The sequence below is a fragment of the Nocardia sp. SYP-A9097 genome, assembly GCF_009649815.1.
GTDB lineage: Bacteria > Actinomycetota > Actinomycetes > Mycobacteriales > Mycobacteriaceae > Nocardia.
In genome coordinates, this window is the sequence record NZ_WJIC01000002.1 from 719,464 (window position 1) to 737,943 (window position 18,480).

The 18,480-nt window shown below is 66.0% G+C and carries 19 protein-coding genes; 12 read left to right on the plus strand and 7 right to left on the minus strand.

What is annotated here, in order from left to right:
* Positions 1-18: 18 nt before the first annotated feature.
* The 6 genes from GFY24_RS06840 (at position 19) to GFY24_RS06865 (ending at position 6,272) form a co-directional block, all read left to right on the plus strand.
* Entirely contained in the window at positions 19-1,452 is a 1,434-nt protein-coding gene (locus tag GFY24_RS06840; RefSeq protein ID WP_153804046.1) for an AarF/ABC1/UbiB kinase family protein, read from the plus strand.
* A 23-nt stretch (positions 1,453-1,475) separates the two neighbouring features.
* Positions 1,476-2,717 (plus strand): trans-acting enoyl reductase family protein, encoded by a 1,242-nt coding sequence (locus GFY24_RS06845; RefSeq protein ID WP_153804047.1) that lies wholly within the window; start codon positions 1,476-1,478, stop codon positions 2,715-2,717.
* 276 nt (positions 2,718-2,993) lie between these two features.
* Positions 2,994-3,725, plus strand: a complete 732-nt coding sequence (locus tag GFY24_RS06850) for an ESX secretion-associated protein EspG (protein WP_153804048.1) — start codon at positions 2,994-2,996, stop codon at positions 3,723-3,725.
* A gap of 103 nt (positions 3,726-3,828) precedes the next feature.
* Positions 3,829-4,680 carry a polyphosphate kinase 2 family protein gene (locus tag GFY24_RS06855; protein ID WP_153804049.1) on the plus strand — a complete coding sequence of 284 codons (852 nt, stop codon included), beginning with the start codon at positions 3,829-3,831 and terminating at the stop codon, positions 4,678-4,680.
* Positions 4,681-4,929: 249 nt separating this feature from the next.
* Positions 4,930-5,706, plus strand: a complete 777-nt coding sequence (locus GFY24_RS06860) for a thioredoxin domain-containing protein (protein ID WP_309230544.1) — start codon at positions 4,930-4,932, stop codon at positions 5,704-5,706.
* A complete protein-coding gene (locus GFY24_RS06865; protein ID WP_309230545.1) occupies positions 5,703-6,272 on the plus strand; it encodes a vitamin K epoxide reductase family protein in 570 nt (189 codons plus the stop codon). The genes GFY24_RS06860 and GFY24_RS06865 overlap by 4 nt, the downstream gene beginning before the upstream one ends.
* Here GFY24_RS06865 and GFY24_RS06870 read toward each other — a convergent pair whose 3' ends face one another.
* Together GFY24_RS06870 and GFY24_RS06875 are read right to left on the minus strand one after the other, a co-directional pair.
* Positions 6,273-7,376, minus strand: a complete 1,104-nt coding sequence (locus tag GFY24_RS06870; RefSeq protein ID WP_228566023.1) for a S1C family serine protease — start codon at positions 7,374-7,376, stop codon at positions 6,273-6,275.
* An 87-nt stretch (positions 7,377-7,463) separates the two neighbouring features.
* Positions 7,464-8,195 carry a ZIP family metal transporter gene (locus GFY24_RS06875; protein ID WP_309230546.1) on the minus strand — a complete coding sequence of 244 codons (732 nt, stop codon included), beginning with the start codon at positions 8,193-8,195 and terminating at the stop codon, positions 7,464-7,466.
* A gap of 107 nt (positions 8,196-8,302) precedes the next feature.
* On the opposite strand from GFY24_RS06875, the gene GFY24_RS06880 reads away from it, so the two are divergent.
* The 6 genes from GFY24_RS06880 (at position 8,303) to GFY24_RS06905 (ending at position 12,662) form a co-directional block, all read left to right on the plus strand.
* Entirely contained in the window at positions 8,303-9,355 is a 1,053-nt protein-coding gene (locus GFY24_RS06880) for an NAD(P)-dependent alcohol dehydrogenase (RefSeq protein ID WP_153804050.1), read from the plus strand.
* Between the two features lie 63 nt (positions 9,356-9,418).
* Entirely contained in the window at positions 9,419-10,642 is a 1,224-nt protein-coding gene (locus GFY24_RS06885; protein ID WP_309230547.1) for an AI-2E family transporter, read from the plus strand.
* 8 nt (positions 10,643-10,650) lie between these two features.
* Positions 10,651-11,328 (plus strand): protein kinase, encoded by a 678-nt coding sequence (locus tag GFY24_RS06890; protein WP_309230570.1) that lies wholly within the window; start codon positions 10,651-10,653, stop codon positions 11,326-11,328.
* 83 nt (positions 11,329-11,411) lie between these two features.
* Positions 11,412-11,591 (plus strand): WD40 repeat domain-containing protein, encoded by a 180-nt coding sequence (locus tag GFY24_RS06895; protein WP_375336006.1) that lies wholly within the window; start codon positions 11,412-11,414, stop codon positions 11,589-11,591.
* 76 nt (positions 11,592-11,667) lie between these two features.
* A complete protein-coding gene (locus tag GFY24_RS06900) occupies positions 11,668-12,279 on the plus strand; it encodes a WD40 repeat domain-containing protein (RefSeq protein ID WP_153804053.1) in 612 nt (203 codons plus the stop codon).
* A gap of 131 nt (positions 12,280-12,410) precedes the next feature.
* Entirely contained in the window at positions 12,411-12,662 is a 252-nt protein-coding gene (locus tag GFY24_RS06905) for a hypothetical protein (protein ID WP_153804054.1), read from the plus strand.
* Positions 12,663-12,832: 170 nt separating this feature from the next.
* On the opposite strand, the gene GFY24_RS06910 is transcribed toward GFY24_RS06905, so the two are convergent.
* The 5 genes from GFY24_RS06910 to aceA form a co-directional block, all read right to left on the minus strand.
* Complete coding sequence (locus GFY24_RS06910) at positions 12,833-13,030, minus strand: antitoxin (protein WP_309230548.1); 198 nt, start codon at positions 13,028-13,030, stop codon at positions 12,833-12,835.
* Between the two features lie 89 nt (positions 13,031-13,119).
* Positions 13,120-13,242: a hypothetical protein gene (locus tag GFY24_RS42850; RefSeq protein WP_255458611.1), complete on the minus strand. Its 123-nt coding sequence runs from the start codon at positions 13,240-13,242 to the stop codon at positions 13,120-13,122.
* Between the two features lie 72 nt (positions 13,243-13,314).
* On the minus strand, positions 13,315-15,633 hold the full coding sequence (gene metE, locus GFY24_RS06915; protein ID WP_153804055.1) for a 5-methyltetrahydropteroyltriglutamate--homocysteine S-methyltransferase: 2,319 nt from the start codon (positions 15,631-15,633) through the stop codon (positions 13,315-13,317).
* Positions 15,634-15,817: 184 nt separating this feature from the next.
* Positions 15,818-16,690, minus strand: a complete 873-nt coding sequence (locus GFY24_RS06920) for a 3-hydroxybutyryl-CoA dehydrogenase (protein WP_309230549.1) — start codon at positions 16,688-16,690, stop codon at positions 15,818-15,820.
* Positions 16,691-16,970: 280 nt separating this feature from the next.
* Positions 16,971-18,260, minus strand: coding sequence for an isocitrate lyase (gene aceA / locus GFY24_RS06925; protein WP_153804056.1), 1,290 nt, complete (start codon positions 18,258-18,260; stop codon positions 16,971-16,973).
* Positions 18,261-18,480: the final 220 nt, after the last annotated feature.

Below are 18,480 nucleotides of genomic sequence, written 5' to 3' on the forward strand. Positions count from 1 at the left end.
TCCAATGGAGGGTCACTGATGGCGAAAGAGCTGCCCACATCCAGGCTTACGCGGGGAACCAAGCTGGGAATAGCCGTCGCCGGTAATGCCTTGCGCGCCCAGAAGACTCGACGTTCCATGCGGGGGCGCTCGGAGGCGGTGCGCGAGCGCATGGCCGAGGAGTCCATGATCCGGGCCACCGAACAGATGGTCATGGTGCTGGGCACCATGAAGGGCGTCGCCATGAAACTCGGGCAGATGCTGTCGGTGCTGGACCTTGATCTCGTTCCGCCGGAACACCGCGAACGCTTTCAGCGCCGGCTGGCGGTGCTGCGCGACAGCGCGCCCTCGGTGTCGTTCGAGGTGATGCGCGCGGTCATCGAGGAGGATTTCGGCAAGACCCTCGAAGAGGTTTTCGCCGACTTCGAACCCGAACCCATTGCCGCGGCCTCCATCGGACAGGTCTATCGGGCGAAACTGCATGACGGGCGCACCGTCGTGGTGAAGGTGCAGTACCCGGGGATCGATGCCGCGGTGCGCGCGGACCTGAAGAACCTGGCCATGTTCCGGCGCATCCTGCAGTCCGCCATGCCGTGGGTGACCCCGGCCGTACTGGACGAGCTGCGGCTGAATCTGGAGAGCGAACTCGATTACGTCGCCGAGGCGAATACGCAGAAGCAGATCGCCGAGCTGTATCGCGGGCATCCGTTCATCGTGGTGCCGGATACCTTCCCGGAGTTGTCCTCGCAGCGGGTGCTGGTGAGCGAATACTTCCCGGGGCGCGGATTCGAGGAGATCCGGGCGCTGCCCGCCGTCGAGCGGGATCGCGTCGGGGAGATCATCTACCGGTTCTATGTGGGTTCGCTGTTCACCTTCAACGAGTTCTGCGGTGACCCGCATCCGGGCAATCTGCTGCTGGGCGCGGATGGCCGGGTGGCGTTCCTGGATTTCGGGCTCTACAACCGGATGGATCCCGAACATGTGGAGTTCGAGGCCACCTGTATTCGCGCCGCCGCCGAGGATCACGCGGAAGAATTGCGCGACTTGATGATTCAGCGCGGCGTGATCGACTCTCCGGCGGAGATCACGCCGGAGGAGTGCCTGGAGTACGTGCTGGCCGCCTGTGAATGGGCGCTGGTGGACGAGGATCTCACCATTACGCCCGAGCTCGCCTCGGGCGCTTTCATACTCGCCGTCGACCCGCGGGCCAGCGAATTCTCCGGGATGAAGCAGCAGAATCTGCCGCCGGAGCATCTGTTCTCGCGGCGTGCGGACTTTCTCACCTTCGGCATGCTGGGACAGCTGGAGGCGACCGGCAATTGGCATCGCGTCGCCCGGGAATGGTTGTACGGGGCGGAGCCGGTCACCGAACTCGGTATCGCACACCGGGATTGGCTGAACGATCAGCCCGCGCCCACTCCCACCACCGGACCCAAGAAGAAGACCACTCGTAAGCGCGCCGCCAAGGCGTGACCCCCCATCGGACGGGAAAAATCATGGCAGACAGGGAATTCGACCTCGTGCTATTCGGCGCGACGGGTTTTGTCGGCAAACTGACGGCGGCGTATCTGATCGAGGCCGCGCCCGCCGGGGCACGCATCGCACTCGCCGGGCGTTCGGCCGAGAAGCTGGCCGCGGTGCGCGCCGAACTCGGGCCGGGTGCGGCGGAATGGCCACTGGTGCAGGCGGATTCGACCGATCAGGCCAGTCTGGACGCGCTCGCCGCGCGAACCAAGGTCGTGGTCACGACGGTCGGTCCGTACCTGCGCTACGGGATGCCGCTGGTGCAGGCGTGCGCCGAGAACGGTACGCACTACGCCGATCTCACCGGTGAGCCGCTGTTCATTCGAGACTGCATCGACCGCTTCGCCGAACGGGCCGCCGAGACCGGCGCGAAGATCGTGAATTCCTGTGGCTACGACTCGATTCCGTCGGATCTGAGCGTGTATCAGCTGTACCAGCGCAGTGTCGGCGACAATACCGGCGAGCTCACCGATGTCACCCTGGTGGCGTGGCTCAAGGGCGGGCTGAGCGGCGGCACCATCGACTCCGGCCGCGCCATGATGGAGGCCATCGGCGCGGATCCGAAGAAGGGCGCGATCATGTCGCACCCGTATTCGCTGAGCCCCGACAAGTCCATGGATCCGGATGTGGGCCGGCAGTCCGATCAGGCCCTGGAGCGGGCCTCGAATATCGATCCGAGCCTGAACGGGTGGGTCGCCACCTTCATCATGGGTGCGCACAACTCCAAGATCGTGCGCCGCAGCAATGGGCTGCTGGGCTGGCCGTACGGCAAGAACTTCCGCTACCGCGAGGTCATGAGCGCGGGCTCCTCGGCCACCGCTCCCCTGGTGGCGGCGGGTATGGCGGGCGGCATCGTGGCCACCATGGCGGCGGGCGCGGTCCTGTCCCGGGTCGCGATGGGCCGCAAACTGCTGGACCGCCTGGTCCCCAAGCCCGGTACCGGACCGAGCGAAAAGGCCCGCCTCAGTGGCTGGTTCACCATGCGCACCTTCGCGCACACCACCTCCGGCGCGAAGTACGTGTGCACGTTCGCCGGGAAGGGCGATCCCGGCTACGCCGCCACCGCGGTCATGCTCGGCCAGTCCGGCTTGACCCTGGCCTTCGACCGATTGCCGGAGCTGGCGGGCATTCTCACCCCCGCCGCCGCCATGGGCGATGCCCTCACCGAACGACTCCGTAAGGCGGGCATGACAATCGATGTAGATATCGCCTGAATCGACTGGGTAGCAACGGGATCGGATGCCATGGCAGCCGATCCCGTTGTTGTCCGAGCGGCGCTGCGACACACCACTGCGACCGGTCGACCGGGTCGGGATGATCGCACATTCGGCGGCCGAACCCTACCGTGCGGTATGTCACAGTAAGCCCCCTTACGCGACGGGACGCGGGTGCGGAAACCCTCCGGTAGGGTCGCGATCGGGATGGAGGGTCGTACCGCGAGAAAGGGGGACGCCCGATATGTCCTTATCGGACGTGAGGTCGAACTCGGCATGAAATGGATGCTGACCCCGGACGAATTCGCGCTGGTCTGGACCCGCGAAACCCAACTGGACCGCCGCCCCTATCCCCTCGACACGCTGCCGCGCGCCAACGATCGCACCGAAAGATCGGGTGTCGCACCCCGATTGCGGCACCGCTACCTCGGCCGCACCGATCCGGACCTGAGCGCCGCGCTCATGCTGTGCGCGCGCACCGACACCACCACCGTCACCCTGTACGGCGAATGCACCACCCCCACGCCCCGGCGCATTCTGGCCTTCGCGGCGGTGGCGCAGCAGCGCGCCGGCATTCTGGTCGCCCTGCCCGACGCGGTCTCGGTAATGATCTGTCCCGCAGATCAACTCGGCCGGGAACTGGTGGAGATCATCGGCTCCGCGCCGCCGGGACGGCATGCCCCGATGCGGGAACCACAGCACGCCGTACTGGGACCCGAGGAGCCGGAAGCGAACTCCGACACCGAAACAACTGCCGCCCAACCGGATTCGGCCGATCTGGCCGCCGATCACTTCCGCCGCAAACTGCGTGAACCGGTGGACGGCCGCGGTTTCATCACCGTCACGGTGGAGCCGGTGAACCCGCTCTCCCCACCCACCCGGCATCGCACCTGGCTGGATTTCTCCGGTGACGGCCGTTACCTGCTCACCACCGCCACCGACCTGACCCTCACCCCGGTCGGGGATGCCGAGCTCGCCGAGCATCTGGTGCGCCTCGCCCGGGTTTAGCCCGCTGTCCACCCGGCATCCGCACGCCGCTCACCCCGGGCTCCCCACAACGATTTCGGCGTGCTTGCCTACACGAACCGCGCGAGCGTGTTACGCATGACGAATGGCGAAGGCAACATCCTGGTCGAAACCGGTCACCAAGGTCCTACGGGCCGACGGTGTGCAGGTCAGCGAGCTGAACACATCCGCGACTCCCGGTTTCAAAGGCGATAAGCGCGCCGGGGAGCAACTGCTGGCCGAACGCGCCGGCGTGCTCTCGGATCTGCAGGAGAAGCTGTACGCGAACGGCAGGCAGGGCGACACCCGAAGTGTGCTGCTGGTGCTGCAGGGCATGGATACCGCCGGCAAGGGCGGTATCGTCCGGCATGTGATCGGTTCGGTGGATCCGCAGGGCGTGGATCACGCGGCCTTCGGGGTGCCGACCGCCGAAGAGCAGAAACACCACTACCTCTGGCGAATTCGCAGGCAACTGCCGCGCGGCGGGCAGATCGGCGTCTTCGACCGCTCGCATTACGAGGATGTGCTCGTGGTGCGCGTACACGATCTGGTGCCGCCGGAGGTGTGGGGTAAGCGCTACGACGAGATCAACAAGTTCGAGCGCAAACTCGTCGACGAGGGCACCACGGTGTTGAAGGTCGCCATGTTCGTCTCGCTCGACGAGCAGAAGAAGCGACTCATGCAGCGCCTGGATCGCCCCGAAAAGCATTGGAAATTCAGCCCGAACGATCTCGCCGAGCGCGCCTATTGGCCCGCCTATCAGGAGGCGTACCAGGCCGTCCTGGACCGCACCAATACCGATTACGCGCCCTGGCACGTACTGCCCTGCGACAGCAAGTGGTACGCCCGCCTGGCCGTCACCGAACTCCTCATCGACGCCCTGCAGAATCTCAAACTCGATTGGCCGCAAGCCACTTTCGACGTAGAAGCCGAAAAGAAGAAGCTCGCCCAGGCATAGCCCAGCCCCAACTCCTCCCTATTCCCCCGATAAAGACCGACCCCAAAGGTTCGCAGCCCGTCCCGGTTCTGGACTGAGTGGAGCGGGGGAGCGCAGCGGAGGAGCGGAGGGAGGGAAGAACCGGGACCCCCAGGGCCGCGAACCCGCCCGGAGCGCAGCGGAGGGCAAATAGCTACAGCATTCTCTCAGGTTTGCGGGCCAAGATGGGCTCGCAGCAGTCGTGACTAGGAAAGGCGTGGTGAGCGCGCGGTGAGCAAACCGGGTGATCGCAAGAATCCTCTGGCCAAGGCTCAACAGGCCGATCGCAATCGCAAGATTCTCATTCAGGTCGGCGTGGGTGTCGTTCTGGTGGGTCTGATCGCGGCGATCGGTATCGGGCTGGCAATGCGCAAGTCCGACAACAAGGACACGGCGAGTTCGTTCGCTCCGGTCGTCACCCATGACGCGAGTGCGGGCGCGGTGCCGCCGAATCTCACCGAGGGCGGGGCGATTCGGATCGGTAAGTCGGATGCCAAGGTGAAGGTGCAGGTCGTGGCCGACCTGCAGTGCCCGGCCTGCCAGATGTTCGAGCACAACAACGCGACCGTGCTGGAGGACGAAGTCAAGAGCGGTACCGCGGTGGTGGAGTACAACATCATCTCGTTCCTGGATCGCGCCTCCAGCGGTAACCAGTTCTCCACGCGCGCGGCGAGCGCGGCCTATGTGGTCGCCTCGGCCGATCCGTCGAAGTTCCAGGCGTGGCTGGCGGCCATGTACGACCAGCAGCCCAAGGAGGGCGGCACCGGCATGACCGATGATCAGCTGATCCAGATCGCCGCCTCGGTCGGTTACACCGATCCCGCTGTGGCACAGGGCATCAAGGATCAGAAGTACGCCGGCTATGTGAAGGACGAGACCAAGGCCGTATTCGATACCGGTCTCAAGTCCACCCCGTCGGTGTACGTGGCCGGTAAGCAGGTCACCGACCCGCAGGCGCTGATGAGCCCGAACGGGCTGAAGCCGGTCATCGAGGCCGCGGCGAAGTGATCATCTCGGCTGCACCCCGATCCGCCTGGCCGCTACTGCTGGGCGGATTGATCGGCTGGGGTGCGTCGGTGACGCTGCTGGTCGACAAGTTCAAACTCTTCACCGAACCGGGCTTCAAACCGCTCTGCAGTATCGATCAGACCATCTCCTGCACGACGATCATGGAGTCCGATCAGGCGGCGGTCTTCGGCTTCCCGAATCCGATCATGGGTGTGGTCGGATTCTCGGTGGTGGTGACGCTCGGCGTGCTGGCCGTCGCCAATATCGGTCTGCCACGCTGGATTTGGGGTGGACTGTGGTCCGGTCTGGCGCTGGGCATGGGTTTCATCGGCTGGCTGATCTATCAGGCGGTCTTCGCGATTCACGCGCTGTGCCCGTGGTGCATGGTGGTGTGGGCGGTGACGCCGCTACTGCTGGCGGTGGTGACCGGGCAGTTGTGGGGTAAGTCGCGTGGGCTGCTGCAGATTGTCATGGAGTGGCGGTGGACGGTTGTCGCGGTCTACTACGCGGTGGTGATTCTGATCCTGTACATCCAATTCCAGGATTACTGGTCTGATCACCTGTAACTAGTTGGGTGGCCCGACCATGAGCGTCACGCTCACGGTCCGCTGCCCGCCATCGGGTTCGGTCAGGTCCAGTCGCACCACATCATCGGGTTTGCGGAAATTCAGTGCGGCCTTGAGGGTTTGGGTGCCCACAATGACGCGCCCGTCGATGGCGGTGATCACTTCGCCCTCGGTGAGCCCGGCCGCGAAGGCCGGCTGCCCGTACACCGCCACATCGATGCGCGCTCCGGCCGGTTGGGCATCGGAGGTGAGGATGCCGAGGGTGGCGGTCGGGCCGATATGCACGGTGTCCGTCGGTGTGCCGGAACGGATTTGGCGCACCACATGCATGGCGGTGTCGATGGGCACCGCATAACCTTCGGGTCCGCGGCCGAGGGATTTCTGCAGGTCTCCGGAGGCGGCGGTCACCACGCCGACCACCGCACCGTACCGATCCACCAGCGCTCCCCCGGATTGCCCGGCGGCGACGGCGGCGGCGACTTCGATCAAGCCGTGCAAGGCCTTCCGGGACAGGTCGGCCGAATTGCGCGCCACAATAGTGCTGTCCAGATTGGTGATCGGCCCGCCGACCGAGGTGGGTGATCCGGTGCCGCCCGCATTGCCGATGGCCAGCAATTGATCGCCCAGGCGCAGACCCGACGAATTGCCGATGCGCGCGATCGGCAGACCGTCCGCGCCGGTGAGTTCGATGAGCGCGATATCGGCCGAGGAGTCGTAACCGAGCACGGTGGCGGGGTACACCGCACCGGTGCCGATATCCGAAACCGTCACGGTATCAGCGCCTTTGACGACGTGATGACTGGTGAGCACCTGCCCGTCGGCGGTGAGCACAATGCCCGAACCCGCCGCGCCGAGACCGTACGGGCGGATGCTCGCGGTGATATTCACCAGTACCGGATCCACCAGGTGCGAAACCAATTCGGTGTCCAGCGGTGGCAGTGGCGGGCCGAGCAGGGTGGCGGTGGGCGGGTCCTGCTGGAATGGCCAGCGCGCCAGATCACCGTGGTAGCCCAGGAATGCGGTGATGCCGAGGATCGCGGCGCAGATGAGGGCCGGGAGTCGCCCGCGACCAGCGGGATTCATGCGACGCGGGTCGTCGTGCATCGATTCCTCCGACTACTGCATCGGCCGTGAGCCCTGTATCTCCTGGTGTACCAGGTCAAGTGGCCGATACGCCGCTCTTCATGTGTTTCAGTGACTCAGCGCCGCGATCCCCAGCATGAAACCCAATCCGAGCAGGGTGAACAGCAGCGGCGCCTTGGCCGGTTTACCCGCATGCGCCTCCGGGAGGATGTCGGCGGTCGCCAGATACAGCAGGAAGCCCGCGAAGTAACCTAGGTACATGCCCACGAATCGGTCCGGGACGTCGAGGAAGGTGCCCACGATCGCGCCGATCACCGGTGCGATGGCATCGGCCGCGAGCATGGCCAGTCCGCGTTTGCGCGCATTGCCGTAGAGCGTGGTCAGGGTGAAGGTGTTGAACCCGTCCGCGAAATCATGGCTGATGACCGCGATGGCGACGGCCGCGCCGATGGCCGCGTCCACCTGGAAACTAAGTCCGATACCGAGTCCGTCGAGGAAGCTGTGGAATACCAGCCCGGAGGCCGCCGCCAGGCCGACCGAGGCGAAATCGTGGTGGTGCGTACCGAATTCGTCCTCGTGGCCGGTGTGCAGGGCCACCGTCCTCTCGACGATGTGCACGGTGAGGAAGCCGACCACCGCGGCCAGCAGCGGCACCGGAACGCCGAGTGTGAGACGGGTATCGGCCGCCAGCGCCTCGGGCAGCAGGTCGAAGGCGACCACGCCCAGCATGACGCCCGCTGCCAGACCCAGGACCAGGCGTTTACGCTCGCCGATGCGGTCCGCGACCAGTCCGCCGATGAAGGTCGAGCACATCGACACCAGTGCCAGCAGAATCGCCACCCGCCCAGCATGCCGACCGGTCGGCCGGTCCCGAGTATGCCGCGCCGAACGTGATATTCCGGACGAATCCTTGGTGAATCCATACGTGCGCAGGTAGGCATGTATTCATGAGCACCGCTGCCGCCTATGCCGTTTCCGCGCCCGATGGCCGATTCGAGAAGCTCGCCATCGAGCGCCGTGAACTCGGCCCCCGCGATGTGCTGATCGATGTGAAATTCGCGGGCATCTGCCACTCCGATATCCACACCGCGCGCGATGAATGGGGCGGCACCCGCTACCCCTGCGTGCCCGGTCACGAGATCGCGGGCCTGGTCGCCGCGGTCGGCTCCGAGGTCACCCGGCATCGGGTCGGCGATCGGGTCGGCGTGGGCTGCATGGTCGATTCGTGTGGGGTCTGCGGACCGTGCCTGGCCGGCGAGGAGCAGTACTGCGATCGCGGCGCGACCATGACCTACAACACCACCGTCGCAACCGAACTCGCGCCCGGCGGGTACACCATGGGCGGCTACTCCACGCGGGTCGTGGTGACCGAGGGCTTCGTGGTCGGCATTCCCGAGGGCATCGGCTTGGACGAGGCCGCACCGCTGCTGTGCGCGGGCGTCACGCTGTATTCGCCACTGCGGCACTGGAACGCGGGCCCCGGCAAGCGGGTCGCGATCATCGGTATGGGCGGGCTCGGGCATGTGGGGGTGAAGATCGCCGCCGCCATGGGCGCGGAGGTGACCGTGCTCAGCCATTCGCTGAGCAAGCAGGCCGATGGCGAGCGCTTCGGCGCGCACCACTACTACGCGACCAGCGATAAGCAGACCTTCCGCGACCTGCGCGGCACATTCGATCTGATCCTGAATACCGTATCGGCGGATCTGCCGATCGACAGCTATCTGCGGCTGCTCGCGCTGGACGGCACCCTGGTGATTCTCGGATTGCCCGAGAATCCGCTCACCGTCAAACCTTTCACCATCGCGAGCTACCGGCGGTCGCTGGCCGGATCCATGATCGGCGGTATCGCGCAGACCCAGGAGATGCTGAACTTCTGCGCCGAACACGGTATCGGCGCGGAGATCGAGGTCATCGCGGCGGACCGCATCGACGAGGCGTACGACCGGGTCGTGGCCAGCGATGTGCGCTACCGCTTCGTCATCGACACCGCCACCATGTAGCGAGCAACACGCAGTGCCCACCTTGTCCCACCGGGAACGGTACGTCACGGCTAGGTTTGCGGTGTGTCCGAAGAGGTTGGCGGCGCGCCGGACCCAGCGCCCGAGAAGAACGACATACCCGAGCGGAACACCGCGTCGCGAGCACTGACCGTGACGATTCCGGCCTGGCTGCCGCGCGCCTACCTGCTGGCGGCGGCCACGGTGGCCGGAATCGTCGTCACATTCTGGTCCCTGCAGAAATTGCAGGGCCTGCTCACCGTGCTGGTGGTGTCGCTGTTCCTGGCCTTCGCCATCGAACCGGCGGTGAACTGGCTGGCCGCGCGCGGCTGGAAGCGCGGCCCGGCGACCGGCGCGGTATTCCTGCTGGCGCTGGCCGCGGTGGTCGGATTCGTCTGGGCGATGGGCGATCTGGTGGTCGATCAGGTCACCGCGCTGGTCAAGAACGCTCCGCACACCACCGAGGACGCGGTGGCCTGGGTCAATCGCACCTTCCACACCGATCTTTCCGGCGCGGATATCACCGAGCGGGCCTCGCAATTGAGCTCCCGGCTGGAATCCTGGCTGGTCGGGCTGGCCGGTGACGTGTGGGGTATCGGCACCACCGCCATCGGAGTGCTGTTCCAGGCGCTGGGCGTACTGCTCTTCACCTACTACTTCGCCGCCGACGGGCCGCGCTTCCGCACCGCGGTGTGCTCGGTGCTGCCGCCGCGACGGCAGCGACATGTGCTGCGCGCCTGGGATATCGCGGTCGAGAAGACCGGCGGCTACCTGTATTCCCGTGCGCTGCTGGCACTCTGCTCGACGCTCGCGCACTTCGTGGCCATGCGGATTCTGGATATTCCGTCCGCGATCGCGCTGGCGCTGTGGGTCGGTGTTGTCTCGCAGTTCATTCCGACCGTCGGCACCTATCTGGCCGGTGCGCTGCCCGTGGTGGTGGCGCTCGGGCACAGTCCGCGGACCGCGCTGTGGATACTCGGGTTCATCGTGCTGTATCAGCAGTTCGAGAACTACGTTCTCCAACCTCGTATCACCGCAACGACTTTGGATATGCATCCGGCGGTGGCCTTCGGTGCGGTGCTGGCGGGAGCGGCACTGTTCGGGGCTACAGGGGCACTGCTGGCCATACCCGTCACCGCTACCGCGCAGGCGTTCATCGGCGCGTACATCCGCCGCTACGAGGTGGAGGCCCCGGCCGATCCGCCCGCGCCGCGGCCGCGTAAACCCCTGTCCGAGCGACTCGGCCGAATCGGATCCGGGAAGAAGGGACCGGCCCCGGAAAACAGCTGAACCGCGATATCAAACCCGCGAACCTGTTGGTGGAGAGGGGAATCGGCGGTCTCGAACGTACCGTGGTCACCGATTTCGGTATCGCCCGCAGCATCGAGGATGCCGAAACCAACTCCCGGGTCAGCGCCACCCTCGCCTATGCCGCGCCGGAACGCTTCGGCGGCGGGCCGGTCGACTACCGCGCCGACCAGTATTCGCTGGCCTGCACCCTGTTCAAACTGCTGACCGGCGAACCGCCGTACCCGCGCACCGATGACGCGGCGGTGATCGCCGCACATCTGCACGCACCACCGCCCCCGCTCCGCCAATACCGGCCGGACCTCCCCGCTGGACTCGACGCCGTACTGGCGACCGCCCTGGCCAAACGCCCCGAGAATCGCTTCCCCGACTGCGCCGGCTTCGCCGCGGCCGCCCGTGACGCGGTCGACCGCTCCGGCGAAACCGTTGCGGGCCCGCACTTCCCGATCGACGGCGGCCGCCGAATGGCCGCCGGACCGTCCCCGGTGTGGCAGGGCGAAGAAGCGGAAACGGCTCTCTCCCCGCATGATCCGAACGCGCGCCGGGGTGGCGGGCCGGAGCACGCGGTACGCCCGCGCCGCTTCACCCGGCGGTGGATATTGATCGGTGGCGCGGTGGCGCGGTGGCCGCCGCCGGTGCGGCGGCCACGGCCGGCGGAGTGGCGCTGAACCGTCCGGAGCGAAACTCCGCAGCCACCGCGACTGGAACGCGAACACCCACGGGGCCAACCGAACTCACGCTGCCATCGCAGGTGCTGACACTGGCGTTCAGCCCCGACGGCGCGCGGCTGGCCGTCGGCGGGAAGGACAATACGACGCGATTGTTCGATGTGCGCACCGGCAAGCAGGACGGTGATCCGCTCACCGGGCACAGCAAGGTGATTCGCGCGGTCGCGTTCAGCCGACGGGAGTCTGCTCGCCACCGGAAGTGAGGACAATACCGCCCGGCTGTGGGATGCGCGTACGCGCCAGCCCGTCGGCACTCCACTGACCTAGCACACGAATGCGGTGCGCGGCATAGCCTTTCACCCGGATGGGTCGCTACTGGTCACCGGTAGCGACGACACCACGGCACAGCTGTGGAATGTGCGTACGCGGCAACCCGCCGGGGCCACCATGACCGGGCATTCGGGCGCGGTGCGAGCCGTGGGTTTCCATCCGAGAGGCACGCTGGTGGGTACGGGCAGTCAGGACACCACCGCGAGGCTGTGGAACGGCATGACCGGGCTCGCGTCGGGGGCGGCACTGTTCGGGCACAATAGCGCGGTGCGCACGCTGGCCTTCCATCCGGCGGGGGTGCTGCTGGCGACCGCCGGTGATGATGCGTCGATTCGCCTGTGGGACACCAATACTCGCGCCGCCTCCGGAGAACCGCTGAGCGGGCACAGCGAGCCGGTGCTGGCCGTGGCCTTCAGCCCGGACGGCACACTCATGGCGAGCAGTAGCCGGGATGGAACGGCTCGTCTGTGGGACAACACGACTCGCGCCCCGATCGGCAATCCGATGACGGGGCACAGCGGTCCGGTGCACTCGGTGGCGTTCAGCCCGGATGGCACGCTCCTGGCGACCGGCAGTGCCGACAACACGGTGCGGCTGTGGAAGGTCGCCGACCACCGTTGAAGCGGCGGCGCGGAAGTGTCGGCACGGACACACTTGCAGCGCATATGCGGTGACAGAGAAGTCCGCCGCAGGTCAGCACTATTGCATACATCGGGAAACACCTCCCGGAACCAGCAAGAGGAGCCGATCACATGACCACCACCGCGAAGCGCATCACCACCGCTCTGGCGGCCACCCTGTTCATTCTCCCGTTCGGCGCGGGCATCGCATCGGCTCTGCCCGCCGAAACCGGTACCGCCGCAGCCAATTACGACCGCGACGACTACCACTGGTACTGCGATCGCGACAGCCGCGGCTTCGACTGGAACTACTGCTGGGGCCACTACCGCGACCGCTACGAGCGTGAGCACAACAACCACGACAACGGTCATCACGGCTGGTAACGACCACCCACCCCGATGGCAGCGCAGCCATCCACCGCCGTGATACCGCGAATCATGCCGCGGCAGTAGCGAATACCGATGGCATTGCCGCCGTCGGCAGCTCAGCGTCGAGCGCGTCCGTCACTGCCCGGCCGAAAGTCCCGCGCACCGTGGCGCGGGACCGGCCACTACTACTTCTCGGCCTGCTCGTGCAGCGCCTTCTTGGCGGCGTCCTGCGCCTTGTCGACATGCTCGGCGTACTTGCCCTCGGTGCGGTCGTCCACCAGGTCGCCGACCTTGTCGACCAGCGGATCCAGCTTGTCCGCGTGCTCGCTCGCCAGCTCGGCTGCCTTGCCCGCCGCGTCCTTCAGATTGTCGAACAGACCCACCGTCGAACTCCTATCTCGAATCAACCTCGGCCCACAGGGTATCGGGCGCGGCGGGCGCGGCCGGGGAGCGACGGGTGTGGGGTGCGCGACTAGCGCGAACTCTTCCAAGGCTGATCAGGATGTTCCTGATCGGCCTTGTTCTCGGCGCTTTCATTGAACTGCTTGAAGCCCTCCACCGGCTCCGGCTGATCACCTTTACCCGTCGGATCCATCTGCGTCTCCTGTCTCGAAAGAACCTTGCCCGCAGGCTAATTCCATCTTCGTGACAGGTTCGTGAACGAGAACTATTTCGCCGCTTCGCCTTCCGCGGCAATGGCCCGGCGGCGGACACGGCGGGCGGCCGCGACCATATTGCGCAGGGACGGGTCCAGCTGCCAGTGGTGCCGGGTCTTGAGACCACCGTCCGGATTGGCCCACAGGCGTTGCGGTGTCACGGCTTCGGCCGCGGCGGTGAGGGCGTGGTCCAGTTCGTCGATATCCGGGATGCGGGCCGAACGGGATTCGTACACGCCCGGGCCGACACCGTGGGTGAGACCGCGCCCCTCGGCATTGTCCTCCTCCAGGGCCTTGAGCACCCATTCGATGGAGCGGGTGGCGACGATCGCCGTCACATCGGCATCGAGTTCCTCGATGGCCTGCACCACGTCACCGCGGCTGGAATAGCCGATGTGCGTGTGGATCTGGGTCTCCGGCAGCACACCGGAGGTGGCGAGTTTGAACGCGCCGACCGCCCAGCGCAGGTATTCGGAGCGACCCTTGGCCCGCAGCGGCAGCAGTTCGCGGATCGACGGCTCGTCCACCTGGATGATGACGATACCGGCCCGCTCCAGATCCACCACTTCGTCCCGAATGGCAAGTGCCACTTGGTCGGCGGTCTCGAACAGCGGCTGGTCCTGGCGCACGAAGGAGCGCGCGAGCATGGTGACCGGGCCGGTGACCATACCCTTGACCGGCTTGTCGGTGAGTGACTGCGCGTAGGTGATCCAGTCCACCGACATGGCGGCGGGGCGGGACACGTCGCCGTACAGCACCGGCGGTCGCACACAACGGGATCCGTACACCTGCACCCAGCCGAAGTGGGTGGTGGCGAAGCCGTCCAGGAGCTCCGCGAAGTACTGGATCATGTCATTGCGTTCGTGCTCGCCGTGCACGAAGACATCGAGGCCGATGTCCTCCTGTAGTCGAATGGTGGCTTCGATCTCGGCTTCGATGCGCTTGCGGTAGTCGTCGTAGGAGAGCCGGCCCTGGCCCAGGTCGTAGCGGGCCTGCCGCACGGCATTGGTCTGCGGGAAGGAGCCGAGCGTGGTGGCGGGCACCAGCGGCAGATTCAGCTTGGCCTGCTGCGCGATTCGCCGTTCCGCGTACGGCGCGCGTTCGCGCATTTCCGGGGTGACATTGTAAACCCGTTGCCGCACAGCGTGTTTCTGCTTGAAGTGCACCGAGGTGGGCCGCTTGCGCCACTTCTCCGAGGGACCCTCGGTGAGCGCCTTGGCGAGCGAAACCACTTCCAGCACCTTCTGTTTCGCGAAGGCGAGGCGGTCGGCGACGTGCTCCTCCAACTCGTACTCCACGAGCAGGTCGTAGGGCACGTGCAGCAGGGTCGCACCGGTGGAGACCACCATGTCCGGGCAGACCTTGGCGAGCTCGTTCAGGTACTCCAGGGCCACCACGCGGTCGGCGCGCCACACATTGGTGCCGCTGATGACGCCCGCGTACAGCCGTTTACGGCTGATACCCGGGATCTTCGCCAGGTCTTCGGGGCGGATGCGGTGGTTGGCCAGATCGAGGCCGATGGCCTCGACCTTGGTGCGCGCCAACGCTTCCAGGGCCGCACCGAAGTCGCCGTACTGTCCGGTGACGAGCAGTCGCGGGCGCAGCGAAGCCTTCGACAGCCGGTGGTACGCCTGCTCGAACACCTCGATGGTGGAGGGCGAACGGTCGCTGGTGAAGCAGGGCTCGTCCAGCTGCACGCAGGTTGCGCCGCGCTTGGCGAGCAGCTCGAAGAGTTCCTCGTAGACCGGCAGCAGCTTGTCCAGCAGCACCAGCTTGTCGAACTCGGTCTCGCCGGGCACATGACCGGTCTTGGACAGCAGCAGCAGCGACAGCGGGCCGAGTACGACGGGCCGCAATTCGATGCCCGCGGCCTTGGCGCGATCGAACTCGTCGAGCAAAGCCTCAGGGTGCAAAGAGAATTCGGTATCGGCGTCGAGTTCGGGCTGCCGATAGTGGTACGGCGTATTGAAGAAACGCACCAGCTCCAGCGGCGGCAGATCGGGCCGCCCGCGCGCCATCAGGAAGTAGAAGTCGAGCGGGTCCAAGCCCTCCCGATGCGGTTCGAACCGCTTCGGCACCGCACCGAAAAGCAGTGCGTTGTCGAGAATGTGGTCGTAGAAGGAGAAGGTGTTGCCGGGCACCTGCGTCAGGCCCGTGGCGGCGAGCTCCAGGTACTGCGTCTCCTGGATCTCACGCCCGACCTCGAGCAGTTCGTCCCGGGAAAGCGTTCCGTGCCAATACGACTCGAGAGCACGCTTGAGTTCCCGATGCAGTCCGATACGGGGATAGCCCAGGATGCTCGATCCGAAGCCGTCGGTGACATTGGCCATGAGCGCGCCACTCCTCCTTAAGTCACCTGTGCGGCGCCCACCACGGAAGGTTGACGCCGCACAGTTTGCGCCCTGATTGGAGTGGACTCGAGTCCACCCCGAGTGGGCTGGCCGGTGTCACCAGCCCTTATTTGCAGCTTAAGCCCCTGATGGGCGCAGCCGATGTGTACCCGAGTGCCAGTCGCTACCGGTTGTACTGGTAGAAGCCGGTGCCCGTCTTCTTGCCCAGCAGCCCCGCTTCGACCATGCGCATCAGCAGCGGCGGGGCGGAGTACAGCGGCTCCTTGAACTCGGCGTACATGGAGTCGGCGATGGACTTCACGGTGTCGAGGCCGACCAGGTCGGTGAGGGCGAGTGGGCCCATCGGGTGGGCGCAGCCCAGCACCATGGCCTTGTCGACGTCTTCCTTGGTGGCGAAACCGGATTCGACCATGCGGATGGCCGAGAGCAGGTACGGCACCAACAGTGCGTTGACGACGAAGCCGGAGCGGTCGGCGGAGCGCACGACCTGCTTGCCGAGTACATCGGAGGCGAACTGCTCGGCGCGCTGGGAGACGGCCTCGGTGGTCTTGAGCGTGGTGACCAGCTCGACCAGCGGCAGCACCGGCACCGGGTTGAAGAAGTGCATGCCGACAACCCGCTCGGGGTTGTTGGTGGCCACGGCGATCTTCATGATCGGGATGGAGGAGGTGTTGGACGCGAGCACCGCGTTCGGGTCGGTGACGACCTTGTCGAGCTCGGAGAAGATGGCGGTCTTCACATCTTCGTTCTCCAGCACGGCCTCGACGACCAGTTGACGGTCCGCGAAGTCGGCGAGATCGGAGGTGAAGCGCAGCCGCCAGGCGGTCTGCTCCCGCTCGCGCTCGGAGATCTTGCCGCTGGAGACCGCGCGGTCCAGCGACCGCAGGATGCGGGCACGACCGGCGGCGGCGAGCTCACGAGTCTGCTCGAACACGAGCACATCGACATGTGCCCGGGCACAGACCTCGGCGATGCCCGCGCCCATCTGTCCGGCACCGATGATGCCGACGCGCTGAATCTTCTCGCTGCTGCTCACGTCCCACTCCTGCTGTCGTTTGGGGGCTGTGTACGAAGGTGTGCCGGCTCGGTGTCGCCGAGCGCCTTCGGGGTAAGTCTCGAAATCAAAGCTATAGGAAAAAACCCTCCCCGCCGGGGCTGTCGACGGGAAGGGAGGGTGAACACCGTCGAGGGGAACTCACGTTCCCCTCGACGGGTTCGAGTACCCGGGGCGGCGGGCGGTGTGATGCTACTGCCGCCCCGGGGTGAGTACTCGAAACCCGTTGTCACTCAACGCAATAACGGGCCGCGGGTGCTTCTCAGTGGAACTGGCCCTCTTCGGTGGAGCCCTTCAGGGCAGCCGTCGAGGTGTTCGGGTCCACGGTGGTGGCGATGGTGTCGAAGTAGCCGGCACCGACCTCACGCTGGTGCTTGATGGCGGTGAAGCCACGCTCGGCGGCGGCCTTGAACTCGCGCTCCTGCAGGTCGACGAAGGCGGTCATGCCCTCGCGGGCGTAGCCGTAGGCCAGGTCGAACATGCCGTAGTTCAGCGAGTGGAAGCCGGCCAAGGTGATGAACTGGAACTTGAAGCCCATGGCGCCGAGCTCACGCTGGAACTTCGCGATGGTCGCGTCGTCCAAGTGCGCCTTCCAGTTGAACGAAGGCGAGCAGTTGTAGGCCAGCAGCTGGTCCGGGAACTCGCTGCGAACCGACTCGGCGAACTTGCGCGCGACCTCGAGGTCCGGCACGCCGGTCTCCATCCAGATGAGGTCGGCGTAGGGGGCGTAGGCCTTGGCACGCGCGATGCAGGGCTCGATGCCGTTCTTCACACCGAAGAAGCCCTCGGCGGTACGGGTGCCATCGAGGAACTCGCGGTCGCGCTCGTCCACATCGGTGGTGAGCAGGGTGGCGGCCTCGGCGTCGGTGCGGGCGATGATGACCGAGGGGACCTCGGCGACATCGGAGGCGAGACGCGCGGAGGTCAGGGTGCGGATGTGCTGCTGGGTGGGGATCAGCACCTTGCCACCGAGGTGGCCGCACTTCTTCTCCGAGGCGAGCTGGTCTTCCCAGTGCACGCCCGCGGCGCCGGCCGCGATCATGGCCTTCTGCAGCTCGTAGGCGTTCAGCGCGCCACCGAAGCCGGCTTCGGCGTCGGCGACGATGGGGGCGAGCCAGTTGCTGACGGAGGTGTCGCCTTCGACCTTGGCGATCTCGTCGGCGCGCAGCAGCGCGTTGTTGATGCGGCGGACCACGGCCGGAACCGAGTTGGCCGGGTACAGCGACTGGTCCGGGTAGGTGTGGCCGGACAGGTTCGCGTCACCGGCGACCTGCCAACCGGACAGGTAGATGGCCTTCAGGCCGGCGCGGACCTGCTGGACCGCCATGTTGCCGGTGAGGGCGCCGAGGGAGTTGATGTAGTCCTCGTTGTTGACGAGGTCCCAGAGGATCTCCGAGCCGCGACGAGCCAGGGTGGCCTCTTCGACGACGGTGCCCTGCAGCTTGGAAACCTGCTCGGCGGTGTAGTTGCGGGTGACGCCCTTCCAGCGGGGATTGGTGTCCCAGTCCTGCTGGATCTCCGCAGCGGTCTTCGGGGTGCCGATGGTCGACATCTCTGACTCCACTTCTTCGTTCGGTCTCGGGTGCCCCACGGTCCAGTCCCTCTTACGAGTTTCGAACACTGCTGGAGCGGCAATTTGCAGGCTTGCTATGCCCGCGAGGTGTACTTCCACACGATGGCACAGGAAAAAATGTCCGTCTACCTGTTGCAAGTGTGAATCGCGGCTAGCTTTCGCGGGGGTTTTGCTAACCCTGCGAAATTTGCCTGTTAAT

Coding starts and splice junctions, on each gene's coding strand:
- GFY24_RS06850 (WP_153804048.1), top strand. CDS start 2,994: ATGAAATGGATGCTGACCCCGGACGAATTCGCGCTGGTCTGGACCCGC.
- GFY24_RS06840 (WP_153804046.1), top strand. CDS start 19: ATGGCGAAAGAGCTGCCCACATCCAGGCTTACGCGGGGAACCAAGCTG.
- GFY24_RS06870 (WP_228566023.1), bottom strand. CDS start 7,376: ATGCACGACGACCCGCGTCGCATGAATCCCGCTGGTCGCGGGCGACTC.
- GFY24_RS06880 (WP_153804050.1), top strand. CDS start 8,303: ATGAGCACCGCTGCCGCCTATGCCGTTTCCGCGCCCGATGGCCGATTC.
- aceA (WP_153804056.1), bottom strand. CDS start 18,260: ATGTCGACCATCGGCACCCCGAAGACCGCTGCGGAGATCCAGCAGGAC.
- GFY24_RS42850 (WP_255458611.1), bottom strand. CDS start 13,242: ATGGATCCGACGGGTAAAGGTGATCAGCCGGAGCCGGTGGAGGGCTTC.
- GFY24_RS06855 (WP_153804049.1), top strand. CDS start 3,829: ATGGCGAAGGCAACATCCTGGTCGAAACCGGTCACCAAGGTCCTACGG.
- metE (WP_153804055.1), bottom strand. CDS start 15,633: ATGGCCAATGTCACCGACGGCTTCGGATCGAGCATCCTGGGCTATCCC.
- GFY24_RS06845 (WP_153804047.1), top strand. CDS start 1,476: ATGGCAGACAGGGAATTCGACCTCGTGCTATTCGGCGCGACGGGTTTT.
- GFY24_RS06905 (WP_153804054.1), top strand. CDS start 12,411: ATGACCACCACCGCGAAGCGCATCACCACCGCTCTGGCGGCCACCCTG.